Raw genomic sequence first — 24,501 nt, 5'->3', positions numbered from 1 at the left:
GGCCGGTTCGCGTGAACCGCGCGTCTGCGCGATGACGAAACGTCTCGGGCGAGCGGTTTATTCCATGCTTTTTGCGTATCGTCGCGCGCGATGGTGCCGGATCGGATGCGCCGCGCGGTGTCTTGGTACACTCCGGCACGCCGCCATTCCGATTCCGACTACAAAATACAAAAAACATGAGTGCAACCCTCGAGAGCCCTTCGCGCAAACCGTTGCGTGCGTCCGACCGTGCAGTGTTCGGCTGCCTGTCATTTGCCGTCGGCGGCCCGCTGGTCGCGGCGCTCGTCTGGCCGGGCGTGATGCTGATCGCGTGGACGTTGATCGACGGTCCGTCATGGGACGAACTGAAAATCAGCGCCGGCATGGTGCCGCTGATCTTCTTCGCGTCGTTCCTGTTCGGCTATTTCCTGCCCGCGGCGGTCGCTGGCGGCATCATGGGCGCGATTGGCACGCAGATCCGGCGGCGCTGGTTCGTATTGCTGGGGATCGTCGTGGGCACCTGTTCGATGATCTGTTATGTGCTGCTACAGAGCCACCTGCTGAACGACGATGAAATCGGCGGCATCAACATGATCGCGATACTCGATTCGTTCGTGACGTCGGCCGTGATGTCGCACTGGCTGCATCGGCGGCTCGAACGCCGGCGTTGAGCGCGCCGCGCCGCGTATCGGGTGCGTGAACGGTGACGCGCATGAACCCGGCGAGCCGAACGGCACCGCTCGGCCGCGCCCGCGGCCGGCGGCCTGCCATGCTTTCCTTTACGCGGATGCCGCCGTCGCGGCGGCGTCCGGTCAACGATAGACGAGATCGGCGCGGCGGTTCTGCGCCCACGAATCCTCGTCGTGGCCGAGCGCGACCGGCTTTTCCTTGCCGAGGCTGACGGCTTCCAGTTGCGTGCCCGGCACGCCGAGCGTTTCCAGCGCGCTCAACACGGCTTGCGAACGGCGTTGGCCGAGCGCGAGGTTGTATTCGGACGTCCCGCGTTCGTCGGTGTTGCCCTGGATCAGCACGCGCCGGGCCGGATGGCCGCGCAGGTAGTCGGCGTGCGCCTGCAGCAGCGGCTGGAATTCGGGCTTCACGGAATACGCGTCGAAATCGAAATAGATGCTGCGCTTCGCGAGCGGGCTGTTCGGATTGTCGAGATCGTCCGCCGTCACCGTTGCGACGGCTTCGCTCGAGGGCGTCGGCGCCATGCCGGCATTCTCGGGTGTTTTCGCCGCGTGGTGGCAACCGGCCAGCAGCGCGACGGCGGCCAGGATCGCAAATCGGTTCGTTTTGCTCATCGTTCGTCTCCAGCGGTTGACTGCGTTGAAAGCGTCGCGCGTGCCATCGGCACGTACGTATCCGGCTGCAACGGCGCGAAAGGTCCGGCTCCGTCGACGCGATGCATGTCCGTAAGCCGGTGGTGCGCCATATGAAAGAGTGTTGCGGCCGGAACGCCGAATCATGGCGTCGCTGCAAACAGAGTAGGAAAAATGTCACAACGCGACCAGTTTCTCCGCATTTTTTGCGCGGACGCGACAGTCAGGGACGCATTCTTGCTCCCGCCGGCGCCGCGCGGTACACGCTGCCACAGCGAAAAGGCCACGCACGGGCGCGGCCTGTTCTGCATGAGTCACCACGATCGAGCGGGGCTCGAAACGCGTGCCGTACGCGATAGACCGGGCAGTGAAGCGGCGAAGCGCCGCGTCGTCAGAACTTGTGCCGCAGCCCCAGTGCGACGACGACCTGGTTGCTGTTCGCCGAAGGCGTCAGCGTCCAGACGGTCGCGTTGAACGCGGGATTGCCGTTGCCGCCGCTCACGCTCTGGTACACGCCTTCGAGATACGCGTCCGTGCGCTTGGACAGCGCATAGTCGGCCTGCGCGACGACCTGGTTCCACTTCGGGCGCGTCCGGCCCGTGCGCGTGTCGAAGCGGCCCATCGTGTACGTGTACGCGGCGGCGAGGTTCAACGCGCGCGTGACGAAGAAGCGCCCGTCGACCGTGAAGTTGTCGAACACGAGCGATTCGCCTTTCAGCGGCGCGATATTGCTGCCCTGGAGCACGCCCGTCACGCCGTCGGTGGTCGAGTGCGACCACGCGGCGCCGACCGAATGCGGCCCGAACGCATAACGGCCGGCCGCGGCCCAGATCTGCTGGTTGCCGCCCGTGATCGTCGCCGACCCGTCGACCGTGCTCAGCGCACCGTCCGGGTTCGGCGAATTGCGGTCGCGGCTGATCTTCAGGTAGCCGGCGCCGAGCTTCAGCGGCCCGTTCGCATACGACAGCCCCGCGCTCCATGCCGCGTTGTTGGCGAACTGGCCGGCCGTGTTCGAGAAACCGAACATCGCGCCGAACGTCAGCCCGCGATACGTCGGGCTCGTGTATTTCACCGCGTTGTTGATGCGAAGGTTGCGGTTCGAATCGTCGTTGTCGTACGGATGGACCGCGAGGTTGCCGCCCCAGCCCGGGCCGGACGAACCGAGCGGCGTCACGAAGTCGAGGATCAGGTCGTACTGGCGGCCAAACCTCAGCGTGCCGGCCGTCTTCGAGCTCACGCCGAGCCATGCCTGGCGGCCGAACATGTCGACGCCTTTCTGCGACAGCTTGCCGGTGGTGCCCGAGAAGCCGTTTTCGAGCGTGAAAACCGCGGCCATGCCGCCGCCGAGATCCTCGCGGCCGTGCAGCCCCCAGCGCGACGCGTTCAGCGCGCCGCTCGTCATCGCGACGCTGCCGCTGCCGGGCGAGCCGACGCCCTGCGTGCGCTGGTTGGTCGAGTAGGTGATCGACGTGTCGATCAGGCCGTACAGCGTCACGCTGCTCTGTGCGTGCGCGATGGCCGGCGCGAAGCCGGTCAGGCATGCGGCGATCGCGGTCCCCGCGACGCGCGCGCCTGCATGCTTGTTCATCTGGTAGGAATGCATAGGAGTTTTTATCGTTGGCCCGGCCCGGTCGCCGGTGGGTCGCGCCGGCATGCTGGCCGGCGGATCGAGCGGCCATTATTGGAGATCGTGCGACGGTCGATTAAGGCGTTGCACAGGAAAGGTCCTCTGCGGAATCGAGCGGAATCGCGGCGTGTCGGCGCCGGCGTCGGGATTCAATCGGGAGCGGGGCGCGTGTGGCGCAGGGGGAGTGCGTCGCGGCGTCGGCGACGCGTTTCGGTTTCAGTGCGGCCGCTGCCGCGGCTTTCGCCAGGCCAATGAGTATTGGATGGACGGCACGGACGGCAACGGAAAAATTTACCGCTCGCGCTGTGCCGAACCGGTATCGGCAAGCAACGGCCGTTGCCCGCACCACATTCGTAGCGCACGTTTCCCGGTGCCGGCGTAACCGGGCCGGCGACTACGTAATTCGCGACTTTTTGCGCGTTGTCGGTTCGGCACAATGGACCATTGCGCGTGGCGGCCTGCCGCTTGCCCGGTACGTCACGCATGCCGCGGGAGAACGGACATGGTGTTGATGGCAGTGGGAGGGGGCGGACCGGTCGACGTGCCGCAGCCGCAGAACGACAACAACCCGACGAACAATAACGGGACGAACAACAACGGCGCCGCCGGCGCCCCTCCGGCCCAGACCCCCGAACAGAAGGCCCTCGCCGCGGCGCAGGCCGAGACGCAGCGCCTGCTCCAGCTGGCGCAGGCGGAGATGGCGGCGCTCAAGCGCCTGAACGACCAGGGCGCGTCGCAAGCCGACCTCGACAACCAGGTCAAGAAGGCCGAAAGCGCCTGGGGCGCGGTGCAGGCAGCCGTCGAGAACCAGATGCGCGTCGCCGCGGACGGCGGCGGCGACACGAACAAGGCGATCGCGGGCGTCGCATCGGATCTGCGCAACGCCTCGCCGAAGGATCCCGTGCTCGGCGAGGTGCTCGACGACGCGCAGAAGGCGGTCGCGGCGGAATCGGCGCCCCAGCGGGCGACCAACGAGAAGGCATTCCAGTTCGCGCTGGCGGTGCAGCACGACCAGGACGCGTATGCCGACGTGAAGCAGTACAACGCGCTGCCGGGCGGCGTCCGGCGCGCCGACCCCGAAACCGGTGCGCAGTTGCGTCAGGCGGCCAGCACGGCCGACGCGAACAGCGACACCGCCTACACGGCGCTGACGACCGCACTGCGCCACGAATACAGCGTGTCGGCCGCGACGCTGCGCCTTGACGACGCGAAGGCAGACTACGCGGCGTGGCAGAAGGAACCGGGCGGATTGCGCCGTGCCGACGAGGCCGACATCACGCGGGAGATGTCGCAGGCACAGAGCCAGTACGACAAGGTGGTGGCGGGCGGCGACGACACCGCGCTGACCTACGTGACGCCCGACGAGCAGAAACAGGCCGTCGCGTCCGTGAAGCAGAACCACGACGGCATGTGGTACACCGGCCTCGTCGACGCGTTCGGCGAGCAAAGCCAGCTCAACCGCACGATCGCGACGATCAATCCCGACGATCCTTCGCTGTCGCCGCAGATGAAGCAGCTCGCGCAGTCCGATCCGGTCACCTTTGCGCTGCTGCAGGACACGGGCCAGACCGTCGATCCGAACGACCCGAAGCTGTCGACGCAGGAACAGGCGCTGGCCAAGCAGAACCCGCTCGCGGAGGCGTTCGTCAAGCTGACGGGGGTCGAGGTGAATCCGGCCAACCTGAAGGACCCCGCCGCGGCCAAGGCGCTGAAGGATCAGATCGACCAGCCGGGAGGCGCGTTCCAGTATGCGATGGCGCACGTCGACAAGAACTCGCCCGGGTACCAGAAGATCCAGCTGCTGCTCGCGGCGGCGCCCGACGTGCGGCTGCAATACACGAAGCAGCAGGTCTCGCTGCTGATGCAGAACCCGGGCAGCAACCCCGGCGCCGCGCTCCAGGTGCTGAAGACCAACATGGACGCATCGTTCTCGCTGGACGAGCGCCAGACGCTGTGGACGCAGGCCGGCCAGCCGCATTTCGACGCGAACTTCATCCATTCGCAGATCGATCCGCTGATGCAGAAGCCCGATTCGAAGGCGACGGACCAGGCGAGCATGCAGGCGCGTTACGACGGCAGGATGAACGCCGACAAGGCAGGCAAATGGATGCAGGACATCCTCGCCAATGCGCCGCCCGAATTCGCGGGCGTCGTGCTCGACACCGTCAAGAAGGATTTCGGCAACAAGTGGACGCAGTCGAACACGGGCACGCCGCAGCCTTACGGGGACGGCACCGAGTTCTACAAGGGGCTCAGCAAGGCGGTCGGGCTGGCCGACCAGCAGCCGACCGCGAACGGCGAGCCCGTGCATCGCGAGGACGACGTCGCGAGCTGGCTGCTCGACGCCAACGGCAACGCGAAGACGATGATCTACACGCTGCGCGGCAGCGACACGGGATACGGGTTCGACGGCGTGCGCCAGGCGCTTTCGTCCGGCGTCGATCCTTCGCTGTCGAAGGCGCTGCTGTCGAAGATGCAGAACGACGACCGGTTCCGCTCGGGCTTCGCGAACGACTTCCAGCTGCGTTACCAGCAAGGCACCGAGCACGCGCAGAGCAACCAGAACAAGCAGGCCGCGACGGCCAGCTACAACCTGTTCAAGGCCGATCCGGACAAGCAGCTGAAGGCGTACTTCAACGACTTCCAGAAGAACTTCGACGGCCAGTCCCGGACGTTCACGGTCGGTTCCGACCAGCTCACGAACTTCGTCGGCGCGGGGCTCGGGATACAGCCCGACGACCCGGGCGCGGTGCCGACCGACGCGAAAGACGTGCCGTCGATGGCGCTGCTCGAGCAGATGATCGTCGGCAACGGGCAGTTGCTGAACGGCACGGCGGTGAACAGCAAGTCGCTGTACGCGCAGAATTCGGCCGCGACGAAGATGATCCAGACCGTCGTCGACCAGATCCGCAAGGTCGGCGGCGATCACGCGGTCGTGTCGCTGGTGCCGATCTACTACGTGTCGAAGAGCACGGGCACCGCGCCGAGCGCGCTGTTCAAGGTGCAGGTCGAGGGGCATCCGGACCAGTACAAGCTGATCGACGATCGCGGCTGGAAGTACGACACCGTCGACGACTACCAGCACAACAATGCGCTGTCCGACGACGGCCAGTTGTACGTGCCGAAGAGCCTGAAGCTCGATGGGTCGCCCGTCGATCTCGGGCAATACGAACCGATCGACGCGCACAAGACGGAGTGGTACCAGCACGCCGAACACATTCTCGAGATCGGCACCGGCATTCTCGCGGCGGCCGGCGGTGTCGTGCTGGTTGCGAGCGGGATCGGGGCGATCGGCGGCGGCCCGCTGCTCGGTTACGCAATGGCGGCCATCGGCGCGGGGATGGCGGTCGGCGTGCCGGCCGCGATCGGCGACCTGAAGAACCTGAGCGATCACGGCCAGTCGACCGGCTTCGGCAACGCGCAGGCGCGCGGCGACTGGATCAGCCTGATCGGCAGCGGCGCCGGCTTCGCGGGCGGCGGGCTCGGCGTGGCGGCGAAGTCGCTCGCGGAAGCGTCGTCGCTGCTGCGCACGACGGGGCAGATGTCCGACATCATCGCGTTCGCATCGCGCGGCGAGGGCGTCACGGCCGAGGCCGCCGGTCTCGGCCGTTTCACGCAGGAGGCCAACGCGTTCCAGTCGCTCGCGCAGACGACCGGCCGCACGGCGGCAGTGTTCAACGTGACCGGCGGCGCGATCGGCGGTTACCAGATGGTCGACCAGGGCGTGTCGCTGGTGAAGAACTGGGACGCGATGTCCGATTCCGATCGCGCGCAGCAGTTGCTGAACCTCGGGATCGGCGTCGCGCAGATGGGCCTCGGCTCGCACACGCTGATGGAACGGCCGATTCGCGCGATCACGAAGACGCCCGCACCGTCGGCGCCGCGGCCGACCACGATCGACGTCGTGCACACGATGCTCAACAGCGGACTGGTGAACCAGCGTCTCGCAGTGGGCGAGATCGGCAACCCGTGGCAGCACGCCGAGCAGCAGGCACGCAGTTTCGGCGAACCGGCCGACAACGGCGAGCCGGTCGCGCCGGCCGAAACCGGCTTGCGGTCCAGATTCTCCGCGTGGCTGCGCGCGCGCCGCACCCAGGGCACGCCGGAAGACGGCGACGTGACGCTGCTGCGGCTCGCGCCCGACGCCGAAGCGGGCGACGGGGCGGTGACGCCGGCGGTCGCCGGCGCGCTGGCGGGCGATGAGGCGGCGCCGACCGAGGCCGGTGCGCCTGGGACGGTGGCGCGCCCCGCGTCGTGGGCGATTCCCGCGCATGTCGCCGCCGATCCGGAGATCCTGAGCAGCGTGATCGGGTCGATCCTCGAGAGCGGCAACCGTCTCGAGCATGTCGAGTACTACGTCTACGCACTGGAGGACGCGGCAGGCGACGTGCGCGTGCCGGAGGAAGATGGGCTGCCCGCCACCGAACGGGGCAATCTGTGGGACGACATGCAAGTGGCGAAGGCGGACGCGCGCCGCGCCCGCGCGGCCGACGATGCAGCGGCACGCGCGGCCGCGTCGCCCGACGACGAAGGCACGATCGGCGTGACCCGCTATACGGCCTATCACGACGCGCTGATGGTCGGCGGCGAAGGCGTGGCGGCCGGCCGCTACCGGATCGCGCTGGTCGACAGCAGCGCGCTCGCCGCGGACGGCACGGTGCCGCCCGAGGCGGTCGTCGGCCGCATCGGGCTCAACGACGCCGGCAATGCGTTCGTGCTGTCGATGAACGACGCGTACGACCGCACGCTGCACGTGGCGTATCCGCGCGGGTTCGATCCGGCCAAGCCGCTGATCCGCAGCGAGGACGGCCGGCGCGTCGACGTGATCAACGCGCCGCTCGGCCTGAACGAAACGCAGTGGGGCGCGTATCCGCGCCGCGAAGCCGATCTCGCGATCTATTCGGCCCACCCGCAGCAGCCCGAGAACCTGCTGCCGGCCGGCGAACGGCCGCTGATGCCGGTGCCGCCCGGCTATTTCGCAGTGTATGCGCACGCGTGGGCCGATGCGTTCGCGAGTGCGACCGGCAAGCCGATGAGCGCCGACGATCTCGCGGAAATGGTGCGCCAGAGCGGCTGGGACGGCAAATCGCCGGTGATCCTCTATGCATGCGGCGCGGGCACGCGGGTGACTTCGCTGGCGCAATTGCTGGCAAACGTGCTGGGGGTGGACGTTTACGGCGCGAGCGGCTTCGTCGCGTGGCGTTCGCCGCGCTATCGCAACGACGGCAGCCCCGCCTCGGGCTATGCGGGCGGCATCGTGGTGGAGCCCGGCGCCCCCAATTACGCGGGGGTGCCCGACCATTCGGTGCAGCATGCGCCGCGCACCTACCGCTTCTCGCCGGCCTTGGCGGTCATCGACCAGGGCGCGCATCCGGTCAACTGGAGCAACGTGGCGCTGCGCCCGGTGTCGAACCGCTGGGGCGGCGGCGATAGCTCGGGCGACGTGCGCGTGCCGCTCGGCGTGTACGTGTGGCGCGTGCTGACGAGGCGCGGATCGATCGTCAATCCGCGCAGCGGCCGCTCGGCGAGCGCGCTCGAGATGACGCACGCGCTGGAGGATCTGGCGTGGAAGGGCTACACGCCGGGCGTGCCGGTCGCGCTGGAGGGGCCGCACAGCGGCGCCGATCCCGCGTTGCTGCAGGAATTCGCGGACCTGATCCAGGCACCGGTATTCGGACGGCTCGGCGACGACGACGCGGCCGGGTGGCGGCGCGCGATCCCCAATCCGGGCCGCCGGCTCGCGCGTTTCCAGATCGAACCCGATGTGAACGGCAAGTTCTCGCCGGGCCGCGCGCAGCCGATTCGCATCAATCCGCTGGAACTGCGGCCCGTGCCGGGTTCGAGCGTCGTGAACCTGCTCGGCCACGCGACCGCGCGGCAATTCCTGAAGGTGTCGGGCTTCGACATCGCCGAATCGCACGGCACGAAGCCGCGCGACGTGAGCTGGGACAGCTCGGCCGCCGTCACGCAAGGCGGCAGCACGATGTCGCCGCGGGAATTCGCCCGCAAGCTGCTCGAGGATCCCGCCTATACGGAGGGCAACGGCGTGCTGCTGACGGGCTGCTATCTCGGCTCCGGCGGCTATCCGTTCGCGCAGGAGCTCGCATACGAGCTGCAGGTGCCCGTGATCGCGTCGATTGCGTCCAACTCGGTGCGCGGCACCGGGGCGCTGTTCCTGCATCCGAACAGCGACGACATCGTCGTGCCGGCACACGATCCCGACGTGTCGACGCGGCTCTATCTGCATATCCCGGAGACGCCCGACGCGAACGAACCGCCGATGGTGTTCGCGCGGCGGGGCGAGCCCATGCCGGGCGCGGCTGCGCACGGCGACGTGCCGGTCGAACCGGTGCGCCCGATCGAAGCGCAGATCGATCCGGAAGCGGACAGCGGGCGGCGCGGCAACGCCGGCACGCCGGAGGAGGCCGGACGGCCCGCGCCTGGGCCGACGCCGCGCGGGCCCGCGCATCCGCGTCTTGCGCCCGAACCGGACGCGGGCGAGCCGCCCGTTTATGTGCCGACCCCGCTCGTCGAGGTCGGGCCCGGGCAGATCTTCACGGCGGACGAATGGGCTGCGCGCACCGGGCAGGCCACCGCAGCCGAGGCCGACGACGGCCTGTCGGGCATCCCGCAGAAGATTTATCCGAAGAGCAGCCGCGTCTATACGGACCGCAGGATCGTCAACGACGGCGTCATCACGACGACGGTCCACGGCCAGTCGGTGCTGCAGCCCGGATTCGACGACGTAACCGGTGTCGACGCGACGCAGCATCCCGAATTCCTGCGCCCGGCCGACACGCTGCTGATGCCGCCCGACGATCCGCTGCATGCGATCGGCGCGCGCGGGCTGATGTCGCCGCCCGGCCATCATGTGGTGTTCGGACACGGGATGTCGGCGGACGCGATGCTCGGCCCCGAAGGCCGGCCGATGACGCCGGGCGAGGTGGCCGAGCGCGTCGCGCCGCTTCTCGAACCGGAGCAGGACGTGACGCTGTATTCGTGCTTCGGCGGTTCGAACAAGCACGATCCGTTGCGCATCGCGCCCGGTCAGGTGCGGGCCGCGAGCACGACGTTCGCCGCCGCGCTCGCGCAGCGTCTGTCCGAGATCACGGGACGGCCGATTTCGGTCTGGGCGCCGCCGGACATCCTGCTCGTCGAGCATGACGGTTCGACCGCCGTGCGCGGGACGCGACTGACCGGCCAGGTCGACAAGGATCGCCTGCCGATGCAGAGCTTCCGCGGCGACCCGACGCGCGCGGGCCGCCCGGCGCTCCCCGCCGCGCCGGACGCGCAGCCGTCGCCGGCCGCCACGCACACGGCGGCCCGGCCGATGCGAGACACGCCGGCGCGGCCGACGGTGCCGCGCGTGCCCGATCCGACGTTTGCCGATCCCGGCTACGACTTCACCGCGATTCCGGACGATACGTTCGAATCCGTCACGCTCGACCATCCGTTCCGCAGCGCGCTGACCGATCGGCCGGGCGTGATCGGCGACGCCGCGCGCGTCACGCGCGCCGGCGGCACCGTGAGCCAGCACTGGCCGAGCTATTTCCTCGACGACCCGCAACCGACCCGCGTGATCGACGGCGTGATGCAGGCGTTCGACGAAGCCGGCCTGACGAACCTGCGCGTCGAATTCGTGACGCGCGACGGCAGCATCGTGCTCGGCAGCGGCACCGATTTCGGCGCGCTCGATCCCGAGGACGGCTGGTTCCGGTTCAGCGGCACGGTGCCCGACGCCACGGCTGCGGCAACGCACGCGCAGGGCCGCGCGACGCCCGACGGACAGCGCGCGTTGCCCGAAGGCACGCGGGTAGTCGCGCACGACGATCTCGGGCAGGCGCTCGATGCGGCGCATCCGGGGCCGCGCAATTACGCGTACGTGCCGGCCGATGCGTTGCCGGACGAAACCGTCTTCGCACAGGGCGACCTGACGGCGCAGGAACGCGTCGCGGCCAGCGCGACCGCGAACCTGGCTGCCGTCGATGCTGCCGCACCGGCCGACGTCGTGCTGTTGTCGGCGCTCGGCCACGATCCGGCAAGCGCGCTGCGCGTCACCACGCCCGGCGGCGAGCTGTTCAAGCCGGCCGGCGTCGACATGTATGTCGTGCGGACCCGCGACGCGGCAACCGGCGACGTGTCGTACCGGCTCGTCGGCGTGGATCGCTCAGGATTGCCGGAAGGGTATGCGGCCGTGCATGCCGGCGGAACGCGCGCGGTCGGCGCGGCCGACGGCAGCCCGACATGGCCGATGATCGGACCGGCAGGCCCGGCCGCCGGCCGCCTCGCGGGCGCCGCCGGCGATCCGTCCGGCGCGCCGACGCCAGCCGCGGCAGCCGGTCATGCGGGCGCGCCCGCCGTGCCGGAGGGCGCCACGGTGGCCGCGGCGGCCGAAGCCCAGGCAAGCGCCGCCGCATGGCTCGACAGCCTGGAGCGGCGCACGCTGACGCGCGTCGACGGCGCGCATGCGCCGACCCTCGACGGGCTCGCGCGCCGGCTCGGCCCCAACGCGCACGTGCTGGTCGCCGTGCATGCCGCGCGGCCCGCCGCCGACGCCGAACATGCACCGCCGACCGTCGTCGCGGTGCTCGAGACCGACGCGAACGGCGCGCTCGGTCCGGTGCGGATGCTGGACGGCAAGCGCGTGCCGAACGCGCTCAAGAAGGCGCTGACGAATGCCGGCAGCAAGGGGCGCAATACGCGCCGCAGCTACGACTTCTATGTGTCGCCGGTTGCGCACGACGAACTGATGCGCTTCGGCGGCCCGTCGACGATCAAGACGCCGGACGGCAAATCGTCGTGGTCGGTGGCGGCATCGAACCGACAAGTCGATGGCGAGCTGGCCGCCGACATCGCGAAGCTGCAGGACGCGCCGCGCTTCAAGCGGCCGCGTCAGGCCGTGCGCGCGGTCGAAGGCGACCGTCGCTGGATCCATGTGATCGACGACGAGACGGGCAAAGTGCTCGGCTACGCGGAGCGCAACGCGGATCACGAATGGAAGTACTACGAGAAGGCGCCGCTCGCCGACACCGAGATTCCCGAACAGGATCTGCGCGCGGTGTTCCGGCGGCAGCGCAGGGGCGGCATTCCGGTCGGACGCTCGCCTCGGCGCGGCATCCGCTTCGTGGCCAGCGACGTCAAGCCCGAGACCGTCGACCGGATCGGCGGCTTTCGGCCGGCGAAGGAGCCCGATACCGACACGAAGCCGCGCCGCACGGCGGGCGACACGTTCCAGTCGATCGTGCCGACCCGCCGGCCGCTGGTGCGCGCGGACGCGGAGCAGGGCGGGGGCGGCACCGCGTCGCGCTCGCCGCTCGTCGATCCGCATCTGTTGCCGTCCGACCAGTCCGCGTTCAACGCGGTCGACTTCAGCGGCAACAGCGTGCCGCACCTGCTGACCGCGATCCGGAACGGCTCGGTGAGCGGCGGCCAGCACGTGATCTACGTGTTCGAGACCGACGGCCCGGTGGCGGAAGCGCTCGGCGACCCGCGCGGCGTGATCGCCGAGCGCAACGGCGAGATGCGCTGGTTCGACAACGTCCGCGACGCGAACAACGCGAGCCGCAACGGTGTCGCGCTCGACGAAATGCCGATCGGCACCGACCGGTTCGGCGCGGACATGCATTTCCTGCTCACGCAACTGTCGCCGCGCGAATTCCTGAAGGCCGCGCGGCCGACGCGCGTCGCGGCGCTCGAGGCGCGCGAGCAGGCGCTGCTCGGGCAACTGCGTGACGCGGAGGCGCGCGGCCGCCAGTCCGCGCCGTTCCGCGCGCTCGCGGCGCGCACGCGGCTCGGCTACAACGAAGTGCGCGGCGAATTGCAGCGCCTGCGGCGGAGCGGCTTCTCCCGCAACGGCGCGGCGCTGGAGACGCTGGCGATCGAGCCGTACCAGCCGGGGCTGTCGTCGACCACGGTCGTCGAGTTCAATTTGCGCAACGGCGCGGCCAAACCCGAGCAGTACTTCCCCACGCACGAGCAGGTCGAGGCCTTCAACAAGCAGGCGCAGCGCGCCGGCAACATGGAGGATCTGGTGCTGAAGGGCGAGCCGCAGGCCGTGATGGTCGACGTGGGCATGTGGCGGACGCTGCTCAACAAGCTGTATGTCGCGCGCGACGTGCCGACGTCGTCGTCGCGCTTCCTGCCGGTGCCGGGCAGGCAGCGCACGCGCCGGTTCGGCGCGGCGACGGTCGCCGACAAGCGCATCCGGCAGTTCTTCACGCGCTCGAACGCGCAGTTGCAGGACCGCATGGTGCCGATGGCGCGTTCGTTCTCGCTGAGCGACGATCCGGCGCTGATGACGAAGCAGGTCGAGCGGCACGGCGGCGTGATGCCGGTCGTCACGCTCGTGGTCGATCCGCATTCGCTCGCGGCGGCGCTCGGCAAGGCGCACGATCCGGATTTCCTGCGCGCGGTGGATGCGCTCGGCGACCAGAAAAACGCCGTGTTCGACGGCGAGAACGGAATGATCCATCCCGCGCCCGGCACGGACGGCAAGGCGCTCGCGCTCGACGATCTCGCGCATCTGCATCGCTGGCTCGACGAGGCCGCGCGCTCGGGTTTCGCGATCCGGCTCGAGACCGCGCCGTCGCGCGCGCTCGTATCCGGCGCCGACTACCGGTTCCAGTCGGGCACCAACGACACCTATCACGACTATGTGCGGATGTTTACGGCGCTCGAACGCTGGGCCAACGCGAATCCGGGCGTCGCGGCGCCGAACGTGATGGTCACGTTCCACGGCTGGGACGCGGTGCCGGAGTCGGTGCCGGGCGGCGGCCATGAAAAGCTGCTGCGCGCGGTGCTCGAACGCAACGGGCTCGAGTGGGTGCACATGGGCTTGTCGTACGGCACGCACGGCGCGGACTTCATCGGCAACCACGATCTCACCGGCGCGCTCGCGAAGCTGATCGTCGAATACCGCAACCGGCCCGACGTGATCGGACGCCTGCACGGTGCCGACGCGCTGACGCGCGTGTTCGAGCGCGTCGACCGGCAGACGCTGGCGAACCAGCATCAGCTGCTGTTCGCGGAAGTCGAGCGGATCGGCGCGGCGCACGGGATGACGCCCGCCGACGTGGCCGCGCTGCGTCAGCAGCTCTACGAAGGCAACACGACCGTGTGGCTGAACCAGGCGCGCAAGGCGACGATCGAGCATGCGATGCCGCTATGGGAAGCCGACGGCAATCCGCCGCGCAACGAGACGGAACGGGGCGCGCGCACGTTCGGCGCTCGCTGGCTGGAACAGTACGGCGCCGGCGTGCCCGACCGCGTGACCACGCGCGCGCGGCCGGCCGCGGCGGACCCGCTCGACCACTGGCGTGCGGTCGTGCGCGATCCCGCGCTGATCAACGACGGCACGAAGCCGATCGGCGCGAGCCGCCGGGAGGCCGCCCAGCTCGCGCAGGTCGCCATTCCCGACGCGAAGCGCGCACAGGCGGAACTGCATGCGCTGCGTGTGCACGACGAGCCGATCGGCGACAACCGGCCGCCGCCGTCGCCGCGGCGGATTGCCGGCGACATCACGGCGGCCGCCGTGACCGGTGGCGCCGGGGCCGGCTTGCTCATCGGGCTGGGCCGGGAGTCGGTGCGCACCGCGACGAATTCGCTGTATGCCGGGCTGCGGGTCGGTCGCGTGTTCCAGGCGCTGCATCACGGCGCGGTCGCCAGCCTGAAGAACGGCGATCCGCGCGTGTTCGACCGGGTGGTCGACCGGCTCGTGCGCGGGCTGCAGACGCAACTGAAGGCGAACGGTTTCGACGTGGCGGGGCGCGGCGCGCAGCTGGAGCAGATTGCGTACGAGGGCAAGGCAAAGGCTGCGCAGCTGCGCGCGCTCAACGATGACGGGCAACTGTCGTTCGACGATACGGTGACGCATACGAAGGCGATCGCCGCCGACATGCTCGCGCAGATGCAGGGCGTGGTGGGCGGGACGTCGCTGAAGCTGCTGCATCACGGCAGCCCGCGACACTCGATCGGCCGGATCGGCCGCGTGCTTGCGCTGGGCGGTTACGCCGGCTCGATCACGATGAACGTGGCCAGGGCGTACGCGACGGGAGACTTGGTGGCCGGCGGGCAGGCCGTGGGCGGGCTATTCAGCGCCGCCTATACCGGCATCGTTTACAAGGGCAGCCTGCGCGGCGTGAATGCCGAGAATCGCAGCCAGCTGGCGCGTACCGTGAGCGCGACCGGCGATTACCTGACCTCGGCGATGAGCATCGCAAGCGGCATCCATACCGCGATGACGGGCGATCCGTATACCGGCACGCTGACGACGATGTCCGGCGTGCTGCTCGGTGCCGGGCGCCTGCATTCGCATTTCCCGAATGCGACGCCGTGGCTGGAGCGCTTGCCGACCGGCATCGCGCTGGCGCCGGTGGCGATCTTCGGCGTCATGCAGGGAATCAGTCTGATTACCTCGGCGACGGCGTCGGATGATAAGCACAAGACGCCCGGTTCATCGACGAATCATTCGGGTTCGAACGCCGGGACGCCGACGCCGGGCGCGTCGCTGGCGCCGTCGCCAGGCGCGACGACCGCGCCGGCTCAGCCGAACGCGTCAGCGACGCCGTCGCAACCGAGCGCGTCCGCGACACCGTCGCAACCGGCGCAGCCTCCGTCGAGTTCGCCAAGTGCCACGCCGCTGACCGTGAACGTGGTCGCGGGCGATTCGTTGTGGACGATTGCCGAACGTCACGAAGGATCGCTGCTTGCCGCGGCCCACGTGCCGGCCGATCAACAGCAGCGGATGTCGGACGGTCAGCGGATCAACGTCGCGCTCAACGAGATCCTGCAGCTCAACCGGAATCTGGCGAGCAATCCGGGCGAGATCGCTCCCGGGCAGCAGGTGATCGTCGGGTGATGGAGGGCGGCGGGTTCGGGCGGTGTTTGCCGGCGTAGGGCGGCGGCAAGCACCGGATCAGTCCGTGGCGCTCGGTTGATGGCGGCGGAGCATCGCCCGGCAGATCGCCGACGGCACGTCACCTTGGTGGACTCGTCCGCCCGCCGCTGCAGACGATAAGCCGGTTGCGCGCGGGTAATGCCGAGCGTGCGCGCCGCTGACGACAGGTTGCCGTTGGCGCGCCGCACAGTCTCTTCAGTTGCGCTCCTGCTCCAGCCAGCGTCGTTGCGAAGCGTAAAGATGTGTCCGCATGGCTGCCTGTGCCATCAGCACTTCGCCATTCTCGAGCACATGAAGGATCGATTCATGCTCCTCGAATGCTTTGGCCCACGTTTGCCTGCTCTCCGCCCGTGCGCTGACGCGTGACGAGATCGGACTGTGGCGCCCATCGAAGAGCTCGCCCACCAGTCGGACCAGAACGGAATTACCCGTCATCGCGGCAATTGCCACGTGAAGTTCACGATCGTGCTGCAGCGGCGAGCGGCCTTCCGCAATCGCGGATCGCATCGCTTCCACGGCGCGACGTACAGGTGCCAGCAGTTCGGGCGTCGCGCGGGCGCAGGCCAACTCGATCACGCTGCCTTCCAGCGCCGCACGGGCATTCATCAGCTCGATCGGGTTTTCGCCAAGCGATGCCGCCGGCGCGGCCGGGGCCTTCGCGACGGCACACACAAACACGCCGGCTCCCATCCGCACCTCGACGATGCCTTCGATCTCCAGGGCAATGAGCGCCTCCCGAACGGACGGCCGCGAAACCCCAAGCTGTTGTGCGAGATCCCGCTCGGGCGGCAGGCGTTCTCCGTCGGCAAAGCGCCCCTCCTCGATCAGAGAGCGAATCTGGTCGGCGATGCGCTGATAGAGACGGCGGGTATCCACCTGATTGAACGGGCCCGGCAATGCTCCCCCTCGCGGCGGATCGCGCACGTGTGTTCCGGAGCAACGAGTCTACTGAACTTTGGTTGGCCTGACCAATTTGTCAGGCGTTCTGGAGACCAGCGTCAGAGTACTTTGCACTCGACTTTGAATTGGCCTTACCGGAGTGTCCCGAGACGGCATCGTCTGCTGCTTGGCGTGTGCCGGTAAACGCCTTATGGGACGGTCGAACAAGGCCTGTCATGGGTTTTCTCGGCAGCGTCGCGATCTAGGTGTTTTCCATGGATTTGACGAAATTGGCTTGACCACAAATGGTCAGGCCAATAGCCTTCGCCTGGTCAGGCCAATTTGCATCAACACCGTCCTCTTTTCATACGTTATCGAGATCCCGATGAGAACAGTCATTTGCGAAGAACCCGGCCGCCTCGTCGTTGCCGAGCGTCCGATGCCGGCCGCGGGGCCCGACGATGTGCTGATTCGCGTGAAGCGGGTCGGCGTATGCGGTACCGACATGCACATTTTCACCGGCAACCAGCCGTATCTTGCCTATCCGCGCGTGATGGGGCACGAACTGGCCGGCATCGTCGAGAGCGCCCCGGCGGGCGGGCGCGTCAAGGCCGGCGACCAGGTCTACGTGATGCCGTACCTGTCATGCGGCACGTGTATCGCGTGCCGGGCCGGCAAGACGAACTGCTGCACGCGAATCCAGGTGCTGGGCGTGCACGCGGACGGCGGCATGGCCGAATACCTCGCCGTCCCGCAGGCATTCGTGTTCGACGCGAACGGCGTCACGCTCGATCAGGCCGCGATGATCGAATTCCTCGCGATCGGCGCACACGCCGTGGCGCGTGCCGACGTTCGCTCCGGGCAGCGCGTGCTGGTTGTCGGCGCCGGTCCGATCGGCATGGCTGCGCTGATTTTCGCGACGCTGCGCGGCGCGCGGGTTTGCGTGCTCGACGCTCGCGCAGACCGGCTCGCGGTTTGCGAGACGGCGCTGGGTGCGCACGCCGCCGTGCGGCTCGATACGACGGGGGAGGGCGCGGACGTGCGGCGTCTCGCAGCGCTCACCGACGATGAGTTTTTCGACGTCGTGTTCGATGCCACCGGCAATCTCGCGGCGATGGAGCGCGGCCTCGACTTCGTCGCGCACGGCGGCAAGTACGTGCTGATCTCGCTCGTAAAAGGGCGCATCTCGTTCTCGGACCCGGAATTCCACAAACGCGAAACGACGCTGCTCGCGAGCCGCAACGCGACGCCGGTGGATTTCGAAACGGTGCTCGCCGCGATGCGTGCCGGCCAGGTTCCGACCGATGCGCTGAAGACGCACGCGCTGAGCCTGGCCGATCTGCCCGACCGCTTCGCGGAGCTGCTCGAACCGGACGCCGGCGTGATCAAGGCGCTCGTCGAATGCTGAGCGCGGACGGCAAACCGATGGCCAATCCGATCCTGCAATTCGGTACCAGCCGCTTCCTGCAGGCGCATGTCGACCTGTTCACGTCCGAAGCGCTGGCGGTCGGCCGCGCGCTCGGTGCGGTGACGGTCGTGCAGACGACGTCGAGCGCCGAGAGTCGCGCGCGCATCGATGCGCTGCGCGCGGCCGGACGCTATCCGGTGAGAATCCGCGGCAGGCGGCATGGCGAGACGATCGACCGGCAGGTCGACTGCGTGGCGATCACGGAAGCGCTGCATGCGAGCGAGGACTGGGCGCTGTTGCGAGAGCGCGTGGCGCACGACGTCCGGGTGATCGTATCGAACACCGGCGACAGCGGTTATGCGCTGTTCGACGACGACGGCGCGGGCCTGCTCGACGGGCGCCGCACGCCGCGCGGCTTCGCGGCGAAGCTTGCGGTGCTCCTGCACGAGCGTTTCCGGGCAGGCGGCGAGCCCGTCACGCTGCTGCCGTGCGAACTCGTCGCGCGCAACGGCGACACGCTGCGCGACCTGGTGGTCGGCGTCGCGCGGGGCTGGCGCGCGGACGCGGCATTCGTCGATTACCTGATCGGCGGCTGCGTGTGGGTCAATTCCCTCGTCGACCGCATCGTGTCGGAGCCGATCCATCCGGTCGGCGCGATTGCCGAGCCGTATGCGCTGTGGGCGGTTCGGCGCACGGCCGGGATGACGCTGCCGTGCGAACACCCCGACATCGTCGTGACCGACGATCTCGAGCGCTACGAGCGCCTGAAACTGCTGCTGCTCAATCTTGGACACACGATGCTCGCGCAGCAATGGCTCGCGCTCGGCGGTGCGGCGGACATGACGGTCGGTGCGGCGATGGACGATCCCGCATATCGCGAACCGCTCGAAGCGGTGTGGAACGACGAGGTGATGCCGGTGTTCGTTGCGCTCGGCGAGCGCAACGCGGCGCTGTCGTATCTGGACGAGGTACGCGACAGGTTCGCGAATCCATTCCTCGCGCACCGGCTGGCCGACATTGCCGGCAATCACGACATGAAGAAGCTGCGACGCCTGCGCCCGGTGCTCGAAATGGCGCGCGCGCTGAAGTTGCCGATCGGGCAGCCGCGCCTGATTGCGGCGCTTGGCTGAACGGCCGCAGCGGCATGGGCTCGTTGCAGGGGCGTCCGTGCGCGGCGACAAGATCAGACGAGATGAAACGACAACGAGACATGCAGCGATGACGACACGCATTATCGATGTGCAGGTACGTGACATTCGTTTCCCGACGTCGAAGAGCATGGACGGCTCCGACGCGATGAACGGTAATTCGGACTACTCGGCGACCTATGTGACGCATCGTTACCGATGCGCGCAACGGCATCGACGGGCACGGCCTGACCTTCACGATCGGCCGCGGCAACGAACTGTGCGTCGATGCGGTGAAGTCGCTCGCGAAGCTGTTCGTGATCGGGCGCTCGCTCGAGGAGATCACGGCGGACTTCGGCGCGTACTGGCATGAGATGGTCGCAGGCGATTGCCAGTTGAAGGAGGCGTCGCTCGATGCATTTGCCTACCCGAACGGACCCGAATGGCGGACGTGAGCGATCGGCCCCACGACGAGAACAATCCCGGAGACAACGATGAACCATGATCCTCGACAATCGCAGCACCTCGCCGGCGCGGTCAGGAAGGCCGCGATCCGGCTCCTGCCGTTCCTGACGCTGATGTACGCGCTGGCGTTTATCGACCGCGCGAACGTCGGTTTCGCAAAGATCGCCTATCAGGCCGATACGGGCCTGAGCGACGCGGCGTTCGCATTCGGCGCCGGTATCTTCTTCATCGGCTACGCGTTGTTCGAGGTGCCGAGCAACCTCATCATGAACCGCATCGGCGCCCGCGTATGGATGAGCCGAATCATGGTGACGTGGGGCTTCGTGTCGGCATCGATGATGTTTGCCCACACGCCGACGCAGTTCTACTGGATCCGTTTCCTGCTCGGTGCGGCGGAGGCCGGATTCTTTCCCGGGATCATCCTGTACCTGACCTACTGGTTTCCGGCGAAGGGGCGCGCCCGTGCGCTCGGGCTCTTCTACTTCGGCGTGCCGATCGCGATGCTGATCGGCAATCCGCTGTCGGGCTTCCTGTTGCAGATGCATGACATGTTCGGCTTGCGGAACTGGCAATGGATGTACCTGGTCGAGGGCCTGATGGCGACCGTGGTCGGCGTGATCGCGTTCTTCTACCTGACGAGCCGGCCGAAAGACGCGCGCTGGCTGACCGAGGACGAGAAGCGGGCGCTGTGCCACGCACTCGGCGCCGAGGAGCGCGCGAAGCCCCGGCATCTGTCGACGGCCGTGTTCGGCGTGCTGAAGGACCGCCGCGTGCTGACGTTCATTGCCGCGTACTTCTGCATCCAGATCGGCAATGCGCCGCTCGCGTTCTACCTGCCGTCGAAATTCGCCGCGACGATGGGCTCCCGGATCGATGGAAAAATCGGCCTGCTGCTGATGATTCCCTGGTTGTGCACGATCGGCGCGATGATCGTCGCGACCCGCTTCGCGGATCGTCGCGACAATCATCTGCAGGTCGCGGCCGGCATGCTGACGGTCGGGATCCTCGCGTTCGCGTCGCTGTCCGTGATCAATACGCCGGTGCCGACCCTGCTCGCATTCTGCATCGCGATTCCCGGCCTGGTCGCGTGCCAGCCGGTGTTCTGGTGCCTGCCGACACGCTATCTCGGCGGGACGGGCGCGGCGAGCGGCATCGCGTTCATCGTGTCGATCGGCAATCTCGGCGGCTTCGTGTCGCCTCAGATCAAGGCGTTCGCGGACGCGGCGTCGCACGATTCGCGCGCCGGCTTCGTGGTGGTCGCCGCGTTGTGCTTCGTCAGCGTGCTGCTGCTGCGTTCGCTGCGCGGCATGGGGCACGCGGCGGCCGAAGGCACGCACGGCGGCGCGCAGGTCGGCACGCATCGATAACCTTCGCCAGCGCGCCATCCCACGACCCATCCAGGATCATCATCATGACTACCTCCGCCACCGAACAGGTCGCGATCCGACTGCATCCGAACGACGATGTCGTGATCGCGACGCGCCAGCTCGTATCCGGCGCCCGGATCGCATCCGAGGCGCTCGTCGTCGCCGGCCTGATTCCGCCCGGTCACAAGATCGCGACACGCGACATCGCGAAAGGCGAGCCGATCAGGCGCTACAACCAGATCATCGGCGTCGCGCGCGAAGCGATCGCGCGCGGCCAGCACGTGCACATGCACAATCTCGGCATGGCCGAGTTCGCGCGCGAGCATGAATTCGGCGTGGCCGCGAGTCCGACGCTGTTCGACGAAACACCGGCGACCTTCATGGGCATTCGCCGAGCTGACGGACGGATCGCGACGCGCAATTACATCGGCATACTGACGAGCGTGAATTGTTCCGCGACGGTGGCTCGCGCGATCGCCGACCATTTCCGGCGCGATGTGCGCCCGCAGGCACTGGCCGGTTATCCGAACATCGACGGGGTGATCGCGCTCACGCACGGGCTCGGCTGCGGAATCGACTCGCGCGGCGACGGGATCGCGATTCTTCGCAGAACGCTGGCCGGCTACGCCGCGCATCCGAACTTCCATTCGGTGCTGTTCATCGGCCTGGGGTGCGAGACCAATCAGATCGGCGATGTGCTTCGCGAAGGCGGGCACGCGGATCGCGCACGCTTGCGGCATTTCACGATTCAGGAAAGCGGCGGCACGCGCAAGACGATCGAGCGCGGCATCGCGATGGTCACGGACATGCTCGCGGAAGCGAACCGCACGACGCGTGTCGCGGTGCCGGCATCGCATCTCGTGGTGGGGCTGCAGTGCGGCGGCTCCGACGGATACTCGGGCATCTCCGCGAATCCCGCGCTGGGTGCGGCGGTCGACCGCCTGGTACGCCAGGGCGGCACCGCGATACTCTCCGAGACGCCGGAAGTCTACGGCGCCGAGCATCTGCTTACCCGGCGCGCCGTCAGCCGCGAGGTCGGCGAGAAGCTGCTCGCGCGAATCGCCTGGTGGGAAGGCTATTGCGCGCGCAACGGCGCCGCGCTGGACAATAATCCGTCGGCCGGCAACAAGGCGGGCGGACTCACGACGATCCTCGAGAAATCGCTGGGCGCGATCGCGAAAGCGGGCACCACGAATCTCGTCGACGTGTTCGAGTACGCGCAGCGGATCGATGCGCGCGGCCTGGTTTTCATGGATTCACCGGGCTACGACCCGATGTCCGCGACGGGGCAGGTTGCGTCGGGCGCGAACCTGATCTGCTTCACGACCGGTCGCGGATCCGCATACGGCTGCGCGCCGGCGCCGTCGCTGAAGCTTGCGACGAACACGGCGCTGTGGGAGCGTCAGGAAGAGGACATCGACATCAATTGCGGCGGTGTGATCGACGGCACGACGACGGTCGCCCGGCTAGGCGACGACATTTTCAGGAGCATGCTCGACTGCGCATCGGGCGCGTATTCGAAAAGCGAGTTGCACGGTTATGGGCAGAACGAGTTCGTGCCCTGGCAGGTCGGCGTGGTGACGTAGCCGGGAATTGCGTGTTGGCAGTGGCGATCGGGATTTCTGTCGGGAAATCCGCGAGAGAAAACTGGGTTTCTCTTATATTTCTACGCGTAGTGCAGGTGAGCCGCCCGCATGATTTCACCTCTGCCGGGAAGTTGATCGTGGGTGCGCCCGCTTCCGGGTGGCTCGCAGACACCGACTCACATTCTCACGCTCTCCGCGTTACTCGACGAAGCCACGACAGGGCCGTCCGGACGCCCCTTTGGCGGGCGCGGGCCCTGCGAACGAAAAACGATCGGCTCGGAAGGACGAAGACGCCCAGCGCAAATCCTCGACCAGGTTGCTTTCAATCGTCGAATTCGATTTCTTCGTTTTGTAATTAAATAATCGAGAATTTCTCGTTTGTGTCGAATTCGGACAATTATAAACAAAAATAAAAATTCACCTGTAAATTCATAATTTAATGCACGTCGATTGAGTCAATTCAATCGGTAATATCAATCATCATGCAAAGCCGAATGGCGGGCGTATGATGCATTGTTCCGATCGCCCGAATTCAAATAATCCGAGCAGTGTTGCTTTGACCGCCGAGCAGACATGAATACTCGCGGCAAATTCGTTTCATAAAGGGTTGGCCGGAAATATCACTGCAGTCTCGAGCGCATCCACCTTTGCATGTCGCGTGTGTAAGGGGCGGAGTCCGGTCGCCGGTGAGGTTGTCATGAAAATTCAAAGGAGATCACCGCTCCCGTGACGAAAAGGGGATGCCCTTTCAAGGGTCAACGGGGAATCGATCTTGAAACTCACTACACGCGAGACAGTCGTGTTGGGCCTGGTCGCGAAAGGCCTGACCGACCGTGAAATCGCGGCCGAACTGGTCTTTTCCGTATCAACCGCGCGCAAGCATCGTGAAAATCTGCTCGACAAATTCGGCGTCCGGAAATCCGCGCAGCTGACCATTCGCTATTTCATTCTCTTTCCTGACGTGCTCAAAAAAACGGCGCCCCGCGTCGTGCCGACCCGTTCTCGCCGCGCGAACGCGAGATCCTGAAACTGCTCGCGGCCGGCATGAGCGACAAGCAGGTTGCCCGTGCACTGGGCATCAGTGACCAGACCGCCCGCAAGCATCGCTCGCATCTTCTCGGGAAGACGGCCTCCACCAATATCTGCGCGCTGCTCCATACGGCCGTGCTTTCCGGCTGGCTCACCGAACCATTTTCCGTTCCGCCGTCCGGCTCGCAATGACAACGACGCATACCGCATTTGCCGAATGGAACCGGCAGGACCCGACTCGCAGAATCGACCTGCCGATTCCTCCGATGTTTGCTTCGACGCACGCGTCCTGAGTCGATGGAAGCATCGCCGGCCGGCATGTGAACGGCGCGCACGACGCACCGCCTGCGGCTTGTGCGCCGTCTCTTTCCTCTCGATCAAGGACTTGAAAATGACTTATGTACACCATGCATTGCCGGGGGTACCGCACACGGTCACGGGACACATTCCGGCTTACGCGTCGACCGTGGCGCAAGGTGCGTTCGTGCCGCAGGGCGTGGGCGGGGCCATCGTCGGCACCGCTGCGCCGGTGCTCGGCGAGCTGCTCGGCCGACTCGGCGGCCTGCTGCCGTTTGCCGTTCAACCGCAAGCAGCGTTCGCGCCGCAAGGCGTGTTCGGCGACATCCTGAAGTCGGTCGCACCCACCGTCGGCTCCGTTGCCGGACAGCTCGGCGGTCTGCTGCCGTTCTCGGTGCAGCCGCAGGCAGCGTTCGCGCCGCAGGGCGTGGGCGGGGCCATTGTCGGCACCGCCGCGCCGATGATCGGCGAACTGCTCGGCCGACTCGGCGGCCTGCTGCCGTTTGCCGTTCAACCGCAG

The 24,501-nt window shown here is 67.5% G+C and carries 12 protein-coding genes and 2 pseudogenes; 10 read left to right on the top strand and 4 right to left on the bottom strand.

All coding sequences use genetic code 11. The features are described from left to right. Positions 1 to 71: 71 nt before the first annotated feature. Entirely contained in the window at positions 72 to 650 is a 579-nt protein-coding gene (locus AC3WLY_RS33935; protein ID WP_347880614.1) for a hypothetical protein, read from the top strand. Positions 651 to 791: 141 nt separating this feature from the next. Here AC3WLY_RS33935 and pal read toward each other — a convergent pair whose 3' ends face one another. Both pal and AC3WLY_RS33925 read right to left on the bottom strand, forming a co-directional pair. Then, positions 792 to 1,283: a peptidoglycan-associated lipoprotein Pal gene (gene pal / locus AC3WLY_RS33930; RefSeq protein WP_175963564.1), complete on the bottom strand. Its 492-nt coding sequence runs from the start codon at positions 1,281 to 1,283 to the stop codon at positions 792 to 794. A gap of 409 nt (positions 1,284 to 1,692) precedes the next feature. Then, positions 1,693 to 2,904, bottom strand: coding sequence for a porin (locus AC3WLY_RS33925; protein WP_492310459.1), 1,212 nt, complete (start codon positions 2,902 to 2,904; stop codon positions 1,693 to 1,695). 526 nt (positions 2,905 to 3,430) lie between these two features. Between AC3WLY_RS33925 and AC3WLY_RS33920 the strand changes: the two genes are divergently transcribed. Further along, positions 3,431 to 15,784: an LWXIA domain-containing protein gene (locus AC3WLY_RS33920; RefSeq protein WP_492310458.1), complete on the top strand. Its 12,354-nt coding sequence runs from the start codon at positions 3,431 to 3,433 to the stop codon at positions 15,782 to 15,784. On the opposite strand, the gene AC3WLY_RS33915 is transcribed toward AC3WLY_RS33920, so the two are convergent. Both AC3WLY_RS33915 and AC3WLY_RS33910 read right to left on the bottom strand, forming a co-directional pair. Then, the gene (locus tag AC3WLY_RS33915; RefSeq protein WP_492332751.1) at positions 15,682 to 16,011 is read right to left on the bottom strand and encodes a helix-turn-helix domain-containing protein; all 330 of its coding nucleotides are present in this window, start codon (positions 16,009 to 16,011) and stop codon (positions 15,682 to 15,684) included. The genes AC3WLY_RS33920 and AC3WLY_RS33915 overlap by 103 nt on opposite strands. Before the next feature lie 7 nt (positions 16,012 to 16,018). Next, the gene (locus tag AC3WLY_RS33910) at positions 16,019 to 16,747 is read right to left on the bottom strand and encodes a FadR/GntR family transcriptional regulator (protein ID WP_492310457.1); all 729 of its coding nucleotides are present in this window, start codon (positions 16,745 to 16,747) and stop codon (positions 16,019 to 16,021) included. Between the two features lie 340 nt (positions 16,748 to 17,087). Here AC3WLY_RS33910 and AC3WLY_RS33905 point away from each other — a divergent pair, with 340 nt between their 5' ends. From AC3WLY_RS33905 to AC3WLY_RS33870, 8 genes and pseudogenes are all read left to right on the top strand, one after another. Beyond that, positions 17,088 to 18,110, top strand: a complete 1,023-nt coding sequence (locus AC3WLY_RS33905; protein WP_175963567.1) for a zinc-binding alcohol dehydrogenase family protein — start codon at positions 17,088 to 17,090, stop codon at positions 18,108 to 18,110. 17 nt (positions 18,111 to 18,127) lie between these two features. Further along, positions 18,128 to 19,240, top strand: a complete 1,113-nt coding sequence (locus tag AC3WLY_RS33900) for a mannitol dehydrogenase family protein (RefSeq protein WP_310137858.1) — start codon at positions 18,128 to 18,130, stop codon at positions 19,238 to 19,240. Positions 19,241 to 19,328: 88 nt separating this feature from the next. Then, positions 19,329 to 19,638: pseudogene (locus tag AC3WLY_RS33895) on the top strand (fuconate dehydratase); the annotation flags it as partial. 93 nt (positions 19,639 to 19,731) lie between these two features. Further along, complete coding sequence (locus AC3WLY_RS33890) at positions 19,732 to 21,069, top strand: MFS transporter (protein WP_310137863.1); 1,338 nt, start codon at positions 19,732 to 19,734, stop codon at positions 21,067 to 21,069. Between the two features lie 44 nt (positions 21,070 to 21,113). Continuing rightward, entirely contained in the window at positions 21,114 to 22,655 is a 1,542-nt protein-coding gene (locus AC3WLY_RS33885; protein ID WP_492310456.1) for a UxaA family hydrolase, read from the top strand. A 772-nt stretch (positions 22,656 to 23,427) separates the two neighbouring features. Next, the gene (locus AC3WLY_RS33880; protein ID WP_492310455.1) at positions 23,428 to 23,682 is read left to right on the top strand and encodes a response regulator transcription factor; all 255 of its coding nucleotides are present in this window, start codon (positions 23,428 to 23,430) and stop codon (positions 23,680 to 23,682) included. A 17-nt stretch (positions 23,683 to 23,699) separates the two neighbouring features. Further along, a complete protein-coding gene (locus AC3WLY_RS33875) occupies positions 23,700 to 23,876 on the top strand; it encodes a helix-turn-helix domain-containing protein (RefSeq protein WP_243712198.1) in 177 nt (58 codons plus the stop codon). A 25-nt stretch (positions 23,877 to 23,901) separates the two neighbouring features. Next, a pseudogene (locus AC3WLY_RS33870) lies at positions 23,902 to 24,501 on the top strand (hypothetical protein); the annotation flags it as partial.

The sequence above is a fragment of the Burkholderia sp. FW306-1C-G01B genome, from assembly GCF_058781685.1.
The sequence above is the reverse complement of the archived record's forward strand: the minus strand, read 5'-3'. Positions and strand labels throughout refer to the sequence as shown.

What these genes read in the sequence shown, in the direction of transcription:
- AC3WLY_RS33875 (WP_243712198.1), top strand. Translation starts at nt 23,700, where the DNA reads ATGAGCGACAAGCAGGTTGCCCGTGCACTGGGCATCAGTGACCAGACC.
- AC3WLY_RS33925 (WP_492310459.1), bottom strand. Translation starts at nt 2,904, where the DNA reads ATGCATTCCTACCAGATGAACAAGCATGCAGGCGCGCGCGTCGCGGGG.
- AC3WLY_RS33905 (WP_175963567.1), top strand. Translation starts at nt 17,088, where the DNA reads ATGAGAACAGTCATTTGCGAAGAACCCGGCCGCCTCGTCGTTGCCGAG.
- AC3WLY_RS33920 (WP_492310458.1), top strand. Translation starts at nt 3,431, where the DNA reads ATGGTGTTGATGGCAGTGGGAGGGGGCGGACCGGTCGACGTGCCGCAG.
- AC3WLY_RS33890 (WP_310137863.1), top strand. Translation starts at nt 19,732, where the DNA reads ATGAACCATGATCCTCGACAATCGCAGCACCTCGCCGGCGCGGTCAGG.
- AC3WLY_RS33885 (WP_492310456.1), top strand. Translation starts at nt 21,114, where the DNA reads ATGACTACCTCCGCCACCGAACAGGTCGCGATCCGACTGCATCCGAAC.
- AC3WLY_RS33900 (WP_310137858.1), top strand. Translation starts at nt 18,128, where the DNA reads ATGGCCAATCCGATCCTGCAATTCGGTACCAGCCGCTTCCTGCAGGCG.
- pal (WP_175963564.1), bottom strand. Translation starts at nt 1,283, where the DNA reads ATGAGCAAAACGAACCGATTTGCGATCCTGGCCGCCGTCGCGCTGCTG.